The sequence below is a fragment of the Acinetobacter sp. YH12233 genome (assembly GCF_013417725.1).
Classification (GTDB): Bacteria; Pseudomonadota; Gammaproteobacteria; order Pseudomonadales; family Moraxellaceae; genus Acinetobacter.
In genome coordinates, this window is the sequence record NZ_VPDK01000053.1 from 1 (window position 1) to 15074 (window position 15074).

General features: G+C 40.6%; 16 protein-coding genes and 2 pseudogenes. 6 read left to right on the top strand and 12 right to left on the bottom strand.

The annotated features are described in order from the left end of the window. Together FTV12_RS15190 and FTV12_RS15195 are read left to right on the top strand one after the other, a co-directional pair. Positions 1-112: transposase domain-containing protein (locus FTV12_RS15190; protein WP_180034280.1), on the top strand; the 112-nt coding region annotated here is incomplete at its 5' end. Positions 113-193: 81 nt separating this feature from the next. Beyond that, a pseudogene (locus tag FTV12_RS15195) lies at positions 194-451 on the top strand (hypothetical protein); the annotation flags it as partial. Between the two features lie 70 nt (positions 452-521). Here FTV12_RS15195 and FTV12_RS15200 read toward each other — a convergent pair. The 5 genes from FTV12_RS15200 to FTV12_RS15220 form a co-directional block, all read right to left on the bottom strand. Continuing rightward, a complete protein-coding gene (locus FTV12_RS15200) occupies positions 522-3755 on the bottom strand; it encodes a type I restriction endonuclease subunit R (RefSeq protein WP_218949154.1) in 3234 nt (1077 codons plus the stop codon). Between the two features lie 84 nt (positions 3756-3839). Next, on the bottom strand, positions 3840-4304 hold the full coding sequence (locus tag FTV12_RS15205; protein ID WP_257220900.1) for a hypothetical protein: 465 nt from the start codon (positions 4302-4304) through the stop codon (positions 3840-3842). Positions 4305-4342: 38 nt separating this feature from the next. Next, complete coding sequence (locus tag FTV12_RS15210) at positions 4343-4882, bottom strand: DUF2939 domain-containing protein (RefSeq protein ID WP_179991012.1); 540 nt, start codon at positions 4880-4882, stop codon at positions 4343-4345. Positions 4883-4934: 52 nt separating this feature from the next. Continuing rightward, positions 4935-6134 carry a restriction endonuclease subunit S gene (locus FTV12_RS15215; protein ID WP_154320117.1) on the bottom strand — a complete coding sequence of 400 codons (1200 nt, stop codon included), beginning with the start codon at positions 6132-6134 and terminating at the stop codon, positions 4935-4937. Next, a complete protein-coding gene (locus FTV12_RS15220; protein ID WP_180034282.1) occupies positions 6131-7678 on the bottom strand; it encodes a class I SAM-dependent DNA methyltransferase in 1548 nt (515 codons plus the stop codon). The genes FTV12_RS15215 and FTV12_RS15220 overlap by 4 nt, the downstream gene beginning before the upstream one ends. 253 nt (positions 7679-7931) lie before the next feature. Between FTV12_RS15220 and FTV12_RS15225 the strand changes: the two genes are divergently transcribed. Beyond that, complete coding sequence (locus tag FTV12_RS15225) at positions 7932-8510, top strand: LexA family transcriptional regulator (protein WP_004871202.1); 579 nt, start codon at positions 7932-7934, stop codon at positions 8508-8510. A gap of 15 nt (positions 8511-8525) precedes the next feature. Beyond that, complete coding sequence (locus FTV12_RS15230; RefSeq protein WP_180034283.1) at positions 8526-9830, top strand: Y-family DNA polymerase; 1305 nt, start codon at positions 8526-8528, stop codon at positions 9828-9830. A gap of 164 nt (positions 9831-9994) precedes the next feature. Here FTV12_RS15230 and FTV12_RS15235 read toward each other — a convergent pair. From FTV12_RS15235 to FTV12_RS15250, 4 genes and pseudogenes are all read right to left on the bottom strand, one after another. Then, positions 9995-10282: pseudogene (locus FTV12_RS15235) on the bottom strand (type II toxin-antitoxin system RelE/ParE family toxin). Beyond that, positions 10272-10460 (bottom strand): type II toxin-antitoxin system Phd/YefM family antitoxin, encoded by a 189-nt coding sequence (locus FTV12_RS15240; RefSeq protein ID WP_004977490.1) that lies wholly within the window; start codon positions 10458-10460, stop codon positions 10272-10274. Before FTV12_RS15240 ends, FTV12_RS15235 begins: the two are co-directional and overlap by 11 nt. Before the next feature lie 68 nt (positions 10461-10528). Further along, positions 10529-11233: an IS6-like element IS1006 family transposase gene (locus FTV12_RS15245; protein ID WP_180034284.1), complete on the bottom strand. Its 705-nt coding sequence runs from the start codon at positions 11231-11233 to the stop codon at positions 10529-10531. After that, on the bottom strand, positions 11166-11645 hold the full coding sequence (locus FTV12_RS15250; protein ID WP_257220901.1) for a type I restriction-modification system subunit M N-terminal domain-containing protein: 480 nt from the start codon (positions 11643-11645) through the stop codon (positions 11166-11168). Before FTV12_RS15250 ends, FTV12_RS15245 begins: the two co-directional genes overlap by 68 nt. Positions 11646-11839: 194 nt before the next feature. Between FTV12_RS15250 and FTV12_RS15255 the strand changes: the two genes are divergently transcribed. Next, complete coding sequence (locus tag FTV12_RS15255) at positions 11840-12307, top strand: hypothetical protein (RefSeq protein ID WP_179991015.1); 468 nt, start codon at positions 11840-11842, stop codon at positions 12305-12307. A gap of 307 nt (positions 12308-12614) precedes the next feature. Here FTV12_RS15255 and FTV12_RS15260 read toward each other — a convergent pair whose 3' ends face one another. Further along, entirely contained in the window at positions 12615-13364 is a 750-nt protein-coding gene (locus FTV12_RS15260) for a hypothetical protein (protein ID WP_005245148.1), read from the bottom strand. A gap of 63 nt (positions 13365-13427) precedes the next feature. Between FTV12_RS15260 and FTV12_RS15265 the strand changes: the two genes are divergently transcribed. Then, positions 13428-14522, top strand: coding sequence for a ComEC/Rec2 family competence protein (locus tag FTV12_RS15265; protein ID WP_125268402.1), 1095 nt, complete (start codon positions 13428-13430; stop codon positions 14520-14522). 64 nt (positions 14523-14586) lie between these two features. Here the strand turns inward: FTV12_RS15265 and FTV12_RS15270 are convergent, their stop codons facing one another. Then, positions 14587-14901 (bottom strand): BrnA antitoxin family protein, encoded by a 315-nt coding sequence (locus FTV12_RS15270; RefSeq protein ID WP_004282216.1) that lies wholly within the window; start codon positions 14899-14901, stop codon positions 14587-14589. After that, positions 14888-15074, bottom strand: a 187-nt coding sequence (locus FTV12_RS15275) for a BrnT family toxin (protein WP_180034285.1), incomplete at its 5' end; no start/stop codon positions are given. The genes FTV12_RS15270 and FTV12_RS15275, both read right to left, overlap by 14 nt.

Consider the following 15074-nt stretch of genomic DNA (forward strand, 5'->3'; position numbering starts at 1 on the left):
TGGGCTGGATCCCTATGCCTATTTAAGTGATGTGCTGAAAAGGTTGCCGACACATAAAGTGACTCAGATTGAAGAATTGCTACCACACCGCTGGAAACCTAAATCGAATTAAAAAATAGGCATGGGGTTCAGCGGACGCTTACCTATTTTCTTGAATTAAGTTCTTTAAGACATTGAGAATATCTATTTTCAGATTAGTGGTTTCTCTTTTTCATTCAAACCTAAGCAACCTGTGGATGCAATTACGCATAATAAACCTAAGAAATTGACAGATAAACAGATTCAATTCTTTGCCAACAAGCTAGCTCACCATGATCCATTTGCAAGCAAAAAAGCTGCAGTAGGGGAAAGCTATGCTGATCTAGAGAAAAGGCTTCTGATTGAACTACAAGATGTCGAGTTTGTCAGAAAGTATGCTGGTGTTCTCAAAGAGTTAGGCCTCGAGGTATGATATGCAACTAGATTAGTTGTTATGTAGAACTAATCTAGTTTTGTAATAATTTCAATTTGATTGCAAAAAATTAAGCGGCAGATAACTCATCCGCCAATTGCTCCGCCTGCTCCAAGACAGTCTCTGTTGCAAGCAAAGCCATATCAGGTGGATAGCCATACTTCTTGAGTAATCGTTTCACAATAACTCTGAGTTTCGCTCTCGCAGATTCCTTAACAGTCCAATCCAAGGTTACATTCTTACGAATCGAGTCTGTGAGGACAACTGCAAGCTCTCTAAGAATATCCTTTTGCATCAACTCTCTAGCACTGTCATTGTCTGCGACTGCTGAGTAGAATGCATATTCGTATTCAGTCAGGTTGAGTTCTTCTGCCAGCTTGTCTGACTCTTGGATTGCCTTAGCCAACTTGATGAGTTCATCAATGACTTCGGCTGCTGTCAGCACCTTATTTTGATAGCCCTTGATCGCAGAGCTCAGCATATCCATGAGTTTTTTACCTTGCGTGACACTCCGCTGTTCTCTTACCTTGATCTCATCACCAAGGAGCTTCTTCAATGTTTCAAGTGCAATGTTCTTATGCTGATAGCCTTTCATCTCCTGCATGAACTCATCTGAGAGAATTGAGATGTCTGGCTTCTGGATTCCTGCTGCATCGAAGATGTCGACCACTTGTTCTGTAACAAGTGCTTGGTCAATGGTTTGCTTTACTTTGGCTTCAAGCTCAGCATTACTCATGCCAGAGACGTTGCCTGAGCCATCACTGAACTTCGCAAGTCGCGCTTTCACTGCTTGGAAGAAGGCAACCACTGGTGCTGCTTCCATCGCATGAGGATGAGGCACTGCTAAAGCAAATGCCTGTGACATCGCTGCAACTGCTGTCAGGAAGCGAGTCTTACCTTCTCCTTGGTCTACACCTAAGATGTGTTCTTCTGCTTCGAGGATAATGTTGAGCTTACGAGAAGTATTGGCTGTGAAGTATTCTTGGTAATTGAAGCCATGCATGATGCCATCAATCACTTCGAGCTTCTCTTGTAGAATGGTTGCAGCTTCGTCTTGCACTAATGCAGGGTCACCCTTACCACCCGCTTCAGAGTAAAATGAAAGTGCTTCTTTCAGGTCAGATGCGATACCAAGGTAATCGACAACTAAGCCACCAATCTTGTCTTTATAGACACGGTTCACTCGTGCAATCGCTTGCATGAGGTTATGGCCTTTCATTGGCTTGTCGATGTAGAGCGTGTGCATACTCGGTGCATCGAAACCAGTCAGCCACATATCGCGAACAATCACGAGCTTCAGCTTGTCATCATTGTCCTTCATACGATTAGCCAGGATTTGGCGTTGTTGCTTGGTCGTATGGTGCTTGGCAATCTCCTCACCATCAGAAGCAGATGAGGTCATCACCACCTTGATCACACCATCGTTTAGATCATCGCTATGCCATTCTGGTTTGATCGCTACAATCTCGTTGTAGAGATCGACAGCAATCCTACGAGACATGCTGACGATCATGCCTTTACCTTGGTTTGCATTAGCTTTCAGACGTTGTTCAAAGTGTTCTACGATGTCTTTGGCAATCGCTTTGATACGCTCTTTACTACCGATCAGCCCTTCGACCCTTGCCCACTTCGCACGCTCTTTTTGTGTTTGGTTTAAGTCGTCTTCACTGAACTGTTCGTCGAAGTCTTCAATCAGCTCTTTGCCTTCCTCACTGATGGCAATCTTAGCAAGTCGGCTTTCATAGAAGATCCGAACGGTTGCACCATCTTCAACAGCTTGCGAGATGTCATAGATGTCGACATAGTTACCAAACACTGCAGGTGTGTTGACATCCGTTTTCTCAATTGGTGTACCAGTGAAGCCAAGATAAGTGGCATTCGGTAAAGCATCACGCATGTACTTGGCAAAACCATAGACAGTACGCTTACCTACAACCTTGCCATCATCGTCTTTGACATCGACTTCCTTGGCATTGAAGCCATACTGCGAACGATGTGCTTCATCAGCAATCACGACAATGTTGGTTCGATCAGAGAGTTGCTCATAAACGCTACCACCATCTTCAGGTTGGAATTTCTGAATGGTTGTGAAGATCACACCACCTGAGCCAACTTTGAGGAGTTCTTTAAGTTCTTCTCGGTTATCTGCTTGCTTAGGGGTTTGTCTAAGCAGTTGGCTTGATGCTGCAAAGGTTCCAAACAGTTGGTCATCTAGGTCATTACGGTCTGTGATGACTACGACTGTAGGGTTATCCAAAGCCAAGACAATCTTGCCTGTGTAGAAGACCATAGACAGAGATTTACCCGAACCTTGGGTATGCCATACTACACCTGCTTTCTTATCACCGACTGCTTGTTGTTGCACAAGTTCAAGCTTACTCCTGCCCTGATGTTGCATCGCAAGTTCTGCTGATTTCGAGTCCGAAGACATTGCAGATGCACGAATAGTAGAGAGGACTGCTGCATTCACTGCATAGTACTGGTGGTAAGCAGCCATCTTCTTGATAGTCTTAATAGTGATTAAGCCGTTGGCATCTTCTTGCTTATTGGATTCAAACACAATGAAGTGTCTGATCATGTCGAGTAATGTCACTGGATTGAGCAAACCATGTAGTAAGACTTCAAGCTGTGCCTGCGTCTTCTTTGCTTTGGTTTGACCATTAGAAGTCTTCCAAGCCATGTAACGACTCAGGTCTGCTGACACAGTGCCTGCTTTCGCCTCTAAACCATCAGAGATGACGTTGAAGGCATTGTAGGTGAATAGTGATGGGATCTGGCTTTGGTAGGTCTGGATCTGCTTATATGCGCCTTCTACAGTGGCATTCTCGTCTGTGGCATTTTTAAGCTCAATGACCACTAAAGGTAAGCCATTCACATAGATGATAATGTCAGGTCGTCTTGTCCAACGATCTTCTTTGATGGTGACTTGGTTTACGACAAGGAATTCGTTATTGCTTGGATTATTGAAGTCAACAAGCCAAGCATATTCACCTTGGGTGTTACCATCCTTGCTCACTTCAATATTGATGCCTTCAGTAAGTAAGCGGTGGAATGCCTGGTTGTTGCTGAGCATATCTGGGGAATGCAGATTGGTGACTTGCTTCAGCGCCTCAATGCACTTGTCTTCATTCAAATGAGGATTGAGACGTTGCAAGGCCTCCAGTACTTTGGGTTCCAAAATGACCTGCTTATAGCTTCGCAGAGGATTGATTCCTTTGGATTCAATTTCTGGTCCATACACATAGGTATAGCCCAATCCCTCTAGTTGCTCTATCGCCATCAGCTCAATGTCTGATTCAGTCATCTTAGTCACTTGAATACTTCCCCCTAAACTTGTCCATATAGCCTGGACTCATTAATTGTTATCTGAATGTAAAGCTGAGAAACCTTATTCATCGTCCTGCACGTTATAGCCATACTTCTGCACAGCATCCTCAATAGCTCCCTCAAACTTATGGCAAGCATAGAGGTAGAGTTCAGCATCAACCATTAGAACACCTGGTACACCTAAACCATCATTGAGTGGAATCAGAGTCTTTTGTGAACCGATCTGAACTGTTGGTCGTTTGTATGAGCAATTCACAGTGACTTTATGTGGCGATCTGTTCCAGTCAATTTTCTTGGCTTCCCACTCACGGCTCCCACCCAGCAAGGTGACTTGGATCTTGGATTCTGTCGCTGTCTTGTTAAGTTGTTTGTAAGAGACAAACTTGGCGACTGAACAAGGAGAGTGATAACAAGTTTCTATGACTTTACCTTTTTGTATACCGCTATGATTGAATTTAGCTGGAGCTGCTTGGACAGTGGCAGCAAAGCCAACTACAGCAATCAAGCCAATTCCCATTTGAGTCATGCGCTTTATCATTCTGTTTTCCTCTTATTCTCTTCTACTTAATCCATCGGCACAGCGATCTTGTGAATCTTCCAACTTAAGCCATCACGAGCCATGAGCACTTTGACTTCTTTGGATTGATCCTGATCTTTAATGACCACCTCAAAATCATTTAGGGACGTGTAGCCTGCTTCATACTCTGGCTTAGGTTCTTCATTTTCTTGGTTTGATGAATCTTGCCCACCCATTGACTGCTGTGCTGATTGTTTTAGGTCTTTGCCTTGTAGCATTAGGGTCATCCCTTCAGGTGTGACAAAGCCATCAATCATCTTATCGACCATGGTTGAAGCAAGCATTGCTCCTAATGCAGCAAAACCATCAGTGTCTTGATTCATTAGCTCTTTAGCCATCATGGCATTCATCTGGTCTTTGAAGCTCTGACGCACGCTTGGATAGTCAATGTACTTGGATACTGTATCGCTATCACCTGCCTGTGCTGCTTTCTTGATGTTATTGAGTGCAAGGTATGGTGTGGCATACAGGTAGCCACAGATCACGACTACGATTGCAATTAAAGCCCCTATTAGCTTCTTGTTCATGTTTACCCCTGAATGTAAAAAAGATGAAGCCATCAAATGACTTCACTCAATGTTATGCAACTTCTTCTGTTTGGTATTGGACTCTGATTTCACCACTCATGAGCTTTGGTAGAAGCGAGTCTCTTAGGTTTTCTAGCGTTTGGATTTGTCGGTTGTTTTCCCAACATTTTTCAAATATTGGTTTAATGATCTTGACTGCTTTATCCTGTAAATCTTTAGGTGGTAATTGTATTGGAAACTTACGAAAGTCTTTTAAGACAATCCTTGGAATCACAGCCCCAGTGACGATGTTTTGCATCAAATCATGGGTTGAATCCAGTTTCAAGAATAAGGTTAAAAGCATAGGGTGGTATTGACCATTTGGTCTCAGCATAGCAATAGACGATAATAAGACGACATCTAAGCTCTCCTCCATAAGGAAGACATGTTTTAGATAACTACCATCTTTAGCTATTAGGATGTCACCTTGTAATGCCTTACAATCTGCCTGTACTAAAGCCTCGTAATCTTCTTTAGAGATTTTGCGACATGTAGACTGATTAATGCCCCAATCATACATATCTTTTACCGAAGCCATTGGATACCCATCCTCAACCGATGCAGGACTACTATGAGATCCATCAGTGATACGAGTACAAACATCAGCTAGAGTTACTTCCTCCCAATCCTCTTTCGCTTCTTCAATAAACCAATGACGAAACAGTGTTTCAGCCATGGCTTCCAAGGTCTTGTTCTGACGATGCAATAAGCCAATCTTGTCATCGAGTGATGAAAGGACTGAGGCTATGGCTTTTTGTTCAGGGAGTGGTGGTACAGCTACTTCAATCTCATCAAATGTGGCTCTCGTGATAGTATCAAATACACCGCCATGTGAAATTTGAGTCAATTCTCGAACTGTATCAGTTAAAAGGTAATACAGGTAATCTGTATCAGATATTCCTTTTTTAGACCGAATACCATAGCAGGATTGGTTAAACGTCATAGGTTTATCTAAAATTGCGAGTACACCAACAGTTCCACGAGCTGAGATGATAATGTCGCCTTTATTCAGTAGTTTAGTACTCGAGTTATTCAAACCTTCTTGAGTGATAGTCTTTTCTGTACTACTGACAAATTTAAGCCCTGTATTAAAATCGACTACTGACAGCCAAGGAATATCACCTCCCCAGTACTCAGATACAGAGGTTTTAGGTGTTCCACCACCGATGATTTCCATTAAACTTCCTAACGAAAGCTGTTGCCACTCACTCATACAATCACCTTTGCCAAGTTTTCAGCAATGGCTTGATTCAGCTTAGCTTCCTCTTCAAGCTGTGCTTCAAACTCAGCCTTCAGGCTAGTAAAGCATTCCTTAAAGTCGAACTCATCTTCATCATCCGCTAAACCCACATAACGACCTGGTGTCAGTACATAATCAAACTCTGCCACTTTCTCAAGCGGTACAGAAGCACAGAAGCCAGCAACGTCTTCATACTCACCATCTTGGTTTCTCCAATTGTGGTAAGTCTCAGTGATCAGCTTGATGTCTTCATCAGACAACACTTTGGTTCTGCGGTTAATCAGATGACCCAGGTTACGCGCATCAATAAATAGAATCTCATTGCTGCGGTCTTTGTACTTGGTTGAACCAACACGATCACGACGCATAAACCATAAAGCAGCAGGAATCTGGGTATTCAGGAACAGCTTTGCAGGGAGGTTCACAATACAGTCAATGACATTGGCTTCTGAAACCAAGGCTTTACGAATCTCACCTTCACCACTGGTTTTAGAAGTAAGCGCACCTTTAGCAAGTACAACTCCTGCCTGACCTTTAGGACTCATGTGATACAAGAAGTGTTGCATCCATGCGAAGTTCGCATTACCTGCAGGAGGTGTGCCCAATGACCAACGAGCATCACCAACTAACTGTTCACCACTCCAATCTGAGACGTTGAATGGTGGATTAGCAATGATGTAATCCGCTTTCAGGTCTTTGTGTGCATCGTTCAAGAATGAACCCTCAGAGTTCCATTTCACATGCTCTGAGTTGATGCCACGAATCGCTAAGTTCATCTTAGCGAGTCGCCAAGTGGTTTGGTTACTCTCTTGTCCATAGATGGAGATGTCATCGACTAAGCCTTGATGCGACTCTACGAATTTCTCAGACTGTACGAACATACCACCCGAACCACAGCAAGGATCGAATACACGTCCTTTATATGGTTCAAGCATATTAACCAATAAGCTTACGATGGATTTAGGCGTGTAGAACTGTCCGCCTTGCTTACCTTCAGCTAAAGCGAACTCACCAAGGAAGTACTCGAATACATGGCCTAGAACGTCGGCAGAGCGAGATTTCGCATCGCCTAGTGCAATGTTACCAATCAGATCAATCAGCTCTCCTAGACTCGTAGGATCAAGATTCTGACGTGCATAGACCTTAGGAAGTACGCCTTTGAGCTGAGGGTTGTCATTCTCAATAGCTTCCATTGCATCATCGACTAACTTGCCAATGTTAGGTTGTTTGGCTTGGTTTAACAGGTAAGACCAGCGAGCTATTTCAGGAACGAAGAATACGTTGTATGCCGTGTATTCATCACGGTCTTCTGGGTCAGCTCCTGCAAACTCACCATCGCCTTCTACGAGGAGATTATAGTGAGCTTCGAATGTGTCGCTGATGTATTTGAGGAAGATCAAACCAAGAACAACATGCTTGTACTCTGCAGCGTCAATGTTCTTGCGAAGCTTGTCTGCTGTTTTCCACAGTACAACCTCTAATGGTTCTTGTTTGGTTTGCTTTGGAGCACGAGCCATAAAATCAACCTGCAATGAATAGCTTATCTAATATTTGTTAATTGAATAGTAACCAATTATCTATGCGTGCGTAAGCATGCAGATGACATTATTTGTCGTACACCTCCAGTGAGGTGGCGATAATGCGGGAAAGTTTGCAATACCCTTTATGGGAACCATAAGGTTTATTCACCATTCATCGAAATAGTCTTGAATCTGTAATACATTCAGTCATATATTTGATTACGTCACAAAATCAAAAAGTAGATGAGTCATGAGCAATAATCGTGGGGGAAGCCGAGAAGGTTCCGGTAGAAAGCTTAAATATAATGAACCTACAAAAACGGTAAGAGTACCTGTATCTAAAATCATAGAGATCAAGAATTACCTCAACGAGGCAGAGAAGCAAAGCTTCAATGATGTGGCATCCATCACGCTTGTAGATCCTACAACACTTATGCACATTCCCTTGGCTTCAGAAAAGGTTGCTGCCGGTTTCCCTTCTCCTGCCCAGGACTATGTCGACAAAACTTTGGACATGAATGAGCACCTCATTAAAAATGAAGCCGCAACCTTTGTTGTGAAAGTAGCTTCACTTTCCATGAGAGATGCAGGTATTGAGATTGATGATGAACTGATTGTAGACCGGAGCATTGAAGCCAAGCATGAAGACATCGTGATTGCACTGATCGACGATGAGTTCACCGTAAAACGTCTCATGATTGAAGGTGATCATAACCATTGGCTTAAAGCAGAGAACCCTGAGTATTCTGACATTCATCTAAAGGATGGGCAGGAAATGGTGATTTGGGGTGTAGTGACTTTTGTCATCAAGCCATTCAGAAAGCGTTAATACTTTATTGGTTTCATGCTTATGCAAGCATCTCACCAGAAGATCTACGCTTTAGTAGACATCAACAACTGCTATGTCAGTTGTGAACGCATCTTTAACCCAAGTTTGAACAATAAGCCTGTCATTGTGCTATCCAACAATGATGGCTGTGCTGTAGCTCGATCTCAGGAAGCCAAGGACTTGGGCATTAACATGGGTGTTCCTCTCTTTCAGATCAAGGACATCGTAGAGCAACATCAGGTGCAGGTGCTATCGAGCAACTATGCACTGTATGCAGAGATGTCTCGCAGATTCATGAAAATCCTGTCCGATTTCGTATCTCCCAAAGAGCAAGAGATTTACTCAATTGATGAGTGCTTTCTGGATCTGACAGCTCATTCAGGGAATTACGACTTGACTGAATATGCCCATCAGATTCGTCAGCGTGTGCTTTCTTGGCTTGGTTTACCTGTATGTATTGGCATTGGACGCTCAAAGACTGAAGCGAAACTAGCGAACCATATTGCCAAGAAGAACGCTTACTTCAATGGTGTTTGCAACTTGGTTTCAATGGATCCATGCTCTGCTGAAACTCTGCATCAAGCCATAGATGTTGGTGAAATCTGGGGCATAGGCCGAAAGCATTCTAAGAAGCTCAACAGCCTGGGGATTCATTCAGTTATGGATTTTGTCTTGGCTTCCCCTCTGATGATCAGGGACCAATTTTCTGTAGTGATGCACAGAACCTTATTGGAACTCCATGGAATTGCTTGCATTGAACTGGAACATACGCCACCTGCAAAGAAGCAAATCATTGCTAGTCGTTCTTTTGGTCAACGCATCTACCACATTGATGATCTTAAAGAAGCCATGTCATTGTATGTCATGGATGCGATTAGCAGACTGAGAGATGATAATCTGTTGTGTGGTTGTTTGATTGGTTTCGTACAATCAAACCCATTTGATAGCTCAAAGCCCTTCTACAACAAGTCTTTATCCTTGGCTTTACCAGAACCTACCGACAACCTGTTGGTGCTTTCTAAACTCGCCACATCGATGATTGATGGCCTGTATGCAAAGGATATAGCATTCAAGAAATGTGGCGTGATTCTGACGTGTCTCGAACCAAAGGCAAGCCATGTATATGACATGTTTACCGACATTAAGCACATCGAAGTCAGTGATGCTTTGATGGATTCCCTTGAAGCGATTCATCTTAAGTATGGCAAAACCAAGATTGCCTTGGGCGCAAGTTTAATGCCGAACAGAACATGGAATATGTCACGAAATCGGCTAACACAGAACTACTTTAAATGGGATCAACTGCTTTGTGTGAAGTAAATGTCCTGCCTATAAATTGATTTCGTTTTGGTTTCATAATAGTTGTTTATTGATTTCAAAATAGTTGTAATTTACTACTACCTAATCGAAGATTATCTACATCAAAAATGCCCATAAACATGAGTGTTTTCATAGACACTACCTGCTTATAGGCATTACATCTTTTATGAATGACGAGAGTTGGCATCATCATAGACGGCATTGTTTTCACGTCTGCCTACAGCAATCACGATGACAACTACCTCATCATCAACGACTTCATAAACCAGACGATAACCAATACAACGAAGTTTAATCTTGTAGCGGTTAGGATATCCTGACAACTTGTTTTTGGGAATGCGAGGATTCTACAAAACCTTGATCAACTGCTTCTTCAATGGCTGCTTAATACTTGGATTTAGCTTATTCCATTCTGCTAATGCTTCTTCTAAAAAGTCTAACTTATAGGTCATCAATATTTACTCGAATGCGTTTCTGATTCGCACGAGCATCTGCAATCTTATTCAGTTCTAGGTCTTCTAGTTGTTCCATCATCGTTTCATACAGATCAGCTGGAACACAGTAAAACGCTGGTGTATTACGATTGAGGATTGCGACAGGTTCGCCTTTGCCTGCCAACACTGTATCCATCGGACTCTTTTTGAGTGGCACTGTTGCAAATAGAGATTTGAGTCGATGATGTTCCCTTTAAAAAGTACTTAGAGACCGAAAACCCTGTTGATTAGACACACTTCACCCTGAGGCTGACCATAATAAAATGACGATGCTTGTCCTTTACGTAGTGCACGCATGACTTCAATACCTTTAATTGTGGCATAAGCCGTCTTCATAGATTTGAATCCTAATGTGGCCCTGATGATCCGCTTTAGCTTGCCATGATCACATTCAATCACGTTATTTTTATACTTAATCTGCCTGTGCTCAAGGTCTGGTGGACAGTTACCTTCCCGTTTTAACCGTGATAAAGCACGTCCATATGTGGGTGCTTTATCCGTGTTGATCACTTGTGGAATTTGCCACTTCTTCACATTATTTAAAATTTTTCCAAGAAAACAATATGCTGATTTGGTATTACGTCTAGAAGAAAGATAAAAATCAATGGTATCGCCACGTTGATCGACTGCACGATACAGATAAGACCATCGTCCATTCACTTTTACATAGGTTTCATCAATATGCCACGAGCTCAGATCTGTAGGATTACGCCAATACCAGCGTAAACGTTTTTCTATTTCAGGAGCATAACGTTGAACCCAACGGTAAATAGTCGTGTGATCAACATTCACACCCCGTTCGGCCAGCATTTCCTGCAGTTCACGATAGCTAATGCCATATTTACAATACCAGCGCACAGCCCAAAGAATGATTTCGCCCTGAAAATGCCGACCATGGAAAGGATTCATATGCTGCACCTTTAGCTAAAACAGTCTTCAGCTTACCATTCGTGGTTATTTGCAACAGTGCCTTTGAAAGCTCATCAAGGATAAATTCACCTTGACGACCACGCTCAGCAATTGTATGGAACAGTTGCTTTGGTGCCAGCGCATAACCGACTTCTTCGACTGAGTTTTCTTTAATGCCATCAATCAGTTCAGCATGTTCAGGGTTATTTTCATCAAGTTGATGGTATTTTTCTGCCAAGCCTTCATCTTGCAACAGTTCATTGGCAAAGCTAATCGCTTTTTCAGACAGGTATTTGTAGAAAATGAAGCCGAGAATGTAGTCACGGAACTCATCAGCCCCCATTTTTCCACGTAAATCGTTTGCAATGTTCCAAAGATGTTTTTGTAGTTGTTGAAGTTGAACCTGAGTCATGAAGCAAGAATCTCTAGTAATACCTAAATTTGCTTAAGTATAACGAGTATCTGCTTATAAAAATTAGGTTTTGACCGTCTTGGAATCAAATATGGGTTTCACCGAATGCTTACCTAAAAAAGTTTATCAAAGGACTTGAAAAAATTAAAATAAAGATTATCGTATTACGATAACCCACAAAAAATGGATCATATATGATTCCAATGTTAGCTTCACAACTCAAACAAGAAACCGACTGGCGTGTTATTCACTGTGAAATATTAATGGATCAATCTCATACTGATACTGATGAGGCTTTTGGACATATCCTAATAGTATCAAAACACGGTGTCTCTATATGCTTTGGGTTTACCTCATACACGAATAAAGAAATCGAAATGCACGAAATCCGTATTCTAAATGCAGATAATATTGAAATATGTGCGCATGAAGATGATGATGGTGAGGTCATACCTACCGCTTATGACATTGCAGATCAAACAAATTGGCGAAAAATTGCAATAAATACGAAGTATGAAAAAGTTAGAAGGAAAGTCAAAAGTATAAGTTTTAATCTGGCTAATGAAGCTGACATTTTATATTTTGCACAAAGTCAAAAAGACTTTTCAAACTGGGTAAAAAATAAAATTCTAGAAGAAATTAGCCAAAAATCGCTATCCTAAATTTTACCCACAAGAAATGGGGATAATTTCTGTCTTGGAACCTTGATAACTGGGCAAAAATACCCAAATTGAGCGTTTTTTAGACAGTTTTATTGGCAAAAACTATCAAAAACGCTCATAAAAAAAGGCCGACTTGTTTCCAAGTCGGCCTTTCGGGTCTGTGCCACCTATTTTTATAGTATAACTTTTTGAAATATAACACTATTTATTTTTTTGGTTACGGCTGATGAACTGAACTGCGCATAAGAGATTTTATGTTAAATAGATTCTTTTAAAAAGGATCTATTGTTTATTATTTTGGCTAGGATCAGACTTTATAGGTTAGGTCTATTAACGTCTTTGCATAGTTAATTGCTGCTCTACGTAAGTTATTTTTATTAATAATTAAACTCCAATACAAAGGCATTAAAAGACTAACTACTAAAGTTAGCCATAAAGCCATTTTAACTTTTTTTATAAAAATACCGAGTTGATGAAAATCTTTTAAAGAACTTTCATAATTGAGGAAAAATAAAGCAACTAAAATTATGAATGAGATTAAGCATATCAATAGCGCTATCCATTTTAATCCCAAACTATTTCTCATGAATCCATAGGTAATATTTTCATTAAGTAATATTTTTTCATCTCTAGTTTTTCCTCTTAACCAAGTCATAGTTTCACTGTACACATTGTCAGCCATATTTGGATCAGCAATTTCTTCTTGAGGAGAAGGCATAGTGAAAGGTGACTTTTGTGTAAGTAGCTCATGAATCTTATCTTTTTTTACTTTATTTAAAGAATTATCACTATGTCTCATAAGTTCGGTTGAGGGTAAAACTTTCCAATCAACTAATGAGTTTTTTTCTACTTTTTTGCCCATATATCTTGCAACATTTGATAGTAGAAATACCATCAAAAATCCGATAAGAACACCAACGATGACATTGGATATTAAAAATTTATTCCAGTCAAAATAAGATGCTATAAGAGCTAATAATGGTAATCCAGCAATACAGGCTGGCAAGAATCGTGCTTTTAATGTGTATTCATCAAAATAGCCAAATAAGTCTTTCATTTTTAATTGAAATTCAAAAAAGTATCCTCATCTATTCTAACAGAATGATTTGAGTACTTAATAATGATTACAAGTTATGAGATAGAATTTTTACCTGTTGGGAATGGTGAAAAGAGTGGTGATTGTATTCTCTTCCATTATTTTGAAGACGGAATAGAAAAAATTATTGCTTATGATGGTGGAACCAGAAAATCTGGTGAAGCTATGGTTGCACATATTAAAAAATATTATGGGACACATAAAATTGATTATTTAATCAATTCACATCCTGATGGTGACCATGTTTCTGGGTTAATTTATGTCTTAGAAAATATGGACGTTGGGGAAGTTTGGATTCATCAGCCTTGGAAATATAGTGATGAGATTTTAGATCTATTCCATGATGGACGTATGACAGCGAATAGTCTTAGTGAACGTATGAAAGAGAAACTAAGAATGGCTCATTGCGTATATGAACTGGCTGAAGAAAAATCTATTCCTATATATGAACCTTATGCTGGTGCTCAGATAGGACCATTTACGGTTTTGTCTCCTGATAAAGAATGGTACATAAACACATTAGTACCAGACTTTTCAAAAACGCCAACTAAAGCAAAATTAGTAATTGAGAAATTTGTTGATAGTCTGGAAAGCTTCGCTGAAACCGTTAAAAACATACTACGTGAAGCATGGAATGAAGAGAATTTACCTAATAATGTTGAAACATCAGCAGAAAATGATAGTAGTGTAATTTTATATGCGGATATCTTAAATAAAGGAATTCTACTTACTGGTGACAGTGGTGTGAAGGCATTAACTAAAGCTGCTGAATATGCTGAAAATCATGGATTGCAAATTCAGGAATACATTAAATTTGTGCAAGTTCCACATCATGGTAGCCGCCGAAATGTTTCCACAGAATCATTAGATCGTTTAATTGGTAGTGCTTCAGGTTCTGAACCTAGTATTTTTCAAAAAACGGCCCTTGTTTCAGCTTCTCCTGGTTCTAAAAAACATCCGAGAGATAGAGTTGTAAATGCTTTTATGCGTAGAGGTTTTAAAGTTATAGCTACTAAAGGAAGTATAAAACGACACTATCATGGAATGCCTGAACGAACTGGTTGGACCTCAGCAAGCCCATTAGAGTTTTCTTATGAAGTAGATGATACGGATAATTAAGTTTTTTGAAACTAACATGATACACTTTATACAAGGTTAAAAATGGGAGCTTAAGCTCCCATTTTTACTGATGATTTTTTAATTCTTTTAGCATGGCATCCCGTAAAATTTCATTCATTCGTGTTTGATAGCCTTTACCTTGTGCTTTGAACCATGCAAGTACGTCAGCATCTAAACGAATAGATGTTTGTTGCTTCACTGGACGATAGAATTGATTGTGGCGTACAGCATTGCTCCAGTCTGTAATTTCAGGAATATCTGATAGATCTAGCTGATCATCAGGAACCGTCCCTTTAGCAAGCAAGCGTTCAATTTCAGCATCTTGCTTGTCGCTGAATTTTTCATTCAGTTCTTTGCGTGAGTATCTAACCATGCTCATATCTATCTCGCTCCGCTTTTGTTACCTGTCTTGCACTAATGATTCGTATGATTTCACAGTCATCTTCATCAAAGATGGTATGAGCTACTAAGAGCATTAGTACGCCTTTCACTTTTCCAATGGTCTGCCAACGTTCTTCGCCATCGGTATGTCTGTCCTGGATTGAGATCCTT

Excerpts from the sequence above, each read along its gene's own strand:
- FTV12_RS15200 (WP_218949154.1), bottom strand. The coding sequence starts at position 3,755 with ATGACTGAATCAGACATTGAGCTGATGGCGATAGAGCAACTAGAGGGA.
- FTV12_RS15205 (WP_257220900.1), bottom strand. The coding sequence starts at position 4,304 with ATGACTCAAATGGGAATTGGCTTGATTGCTGTAGTTGGCTTTGCTGCC.
- FTV12_RS15210 (WP_179991012.1), bottom strand. The coding sequence starts at position 4,882 with ATGAACAAGAAGCTAATAGGGGCTTTAATTGCAATCGTAGTCGTGATC.
- FTV12_RS15215 (WP_154320117.1), bottom strand. The coding sequence starts at position 6,134 with ATGAGTGAGTGGCAACAGCTTTCGTTAGGAAGTTTAATGGAAATCATC.
- FTV12_RS15220 (WP_180034282.1), bottom strand. The coding sequence starts at position 7,678 with ATGGCTCGTGCTCCAAAGCAAACCAAACAAGAACCATTAGAGGTTGTA.
- FTV12_RS15225 (WP_004871202.1), top strand. The coding sequence starts at position 7,932 with ATGAGCAATAATCGTGGGGGAAGCCGAGAAGGTTCCGGTAGAAAGCTT.
- FTV12_RS15230 (WP_180034283.1), top strand. The coding sequence starts at position 8,526 with ATGCTTATGCAAGCATCTCACCAGAAGATCTACGCTTTAGTAGACATC.
- FTV12_RS15240 (WP_004977490.1), bottom strand. The coding sequence starts at position 10,460 with ATGGATACAGTGTTGGCAGGCAAAGGCGAACCTGTCGCAATCCTCAAT.
- FTV12_RS15245 (WP_180034284.1), bottom strand. The coding sequence starts at position 11,233 with ATGAATCCTTTCCATGGTCGGCATTTTCAGGGCGAAATCATTCTTTGG.
- FTV12_RS15250 (WP_257220901.1), bottom strand. The coding sequence starts at position 11,645 with ATGACTCAGGTTCAACTTCAACAACTACAAAAACATCTTTGGAACATT.
- FTV12_RS15255 (WP_179991015.1), top strand. The coding sequence starts at position 11,840 with ATGATTCCAATGTTAGCTTCACAACTCAAACAAGAAACCGACTGGCGT.
- FTV12_RS15260 (WP_005245148.1), bottom strand. The coding sequence starts at position 13,364 with ATGAAAGACTTATTTGGCTATTTTGATGAATACACATTAAAAGCACGA.
- FTV12_RS15265 (WP_125268402.1), top strand. The coding sequence starts at position 13,428 with ATGATTACAAGTTATGAGATAGAATTTTTACCTGTTGGGAATGGTGAA.
- FTV12_RS15270 (WP_004282216.1), bottom strand. The coding sequence starts at position 14,901 with ATGAGCATGGTTAGATACTCACGCAAAGAACTGAATGAAAAATTCAGC.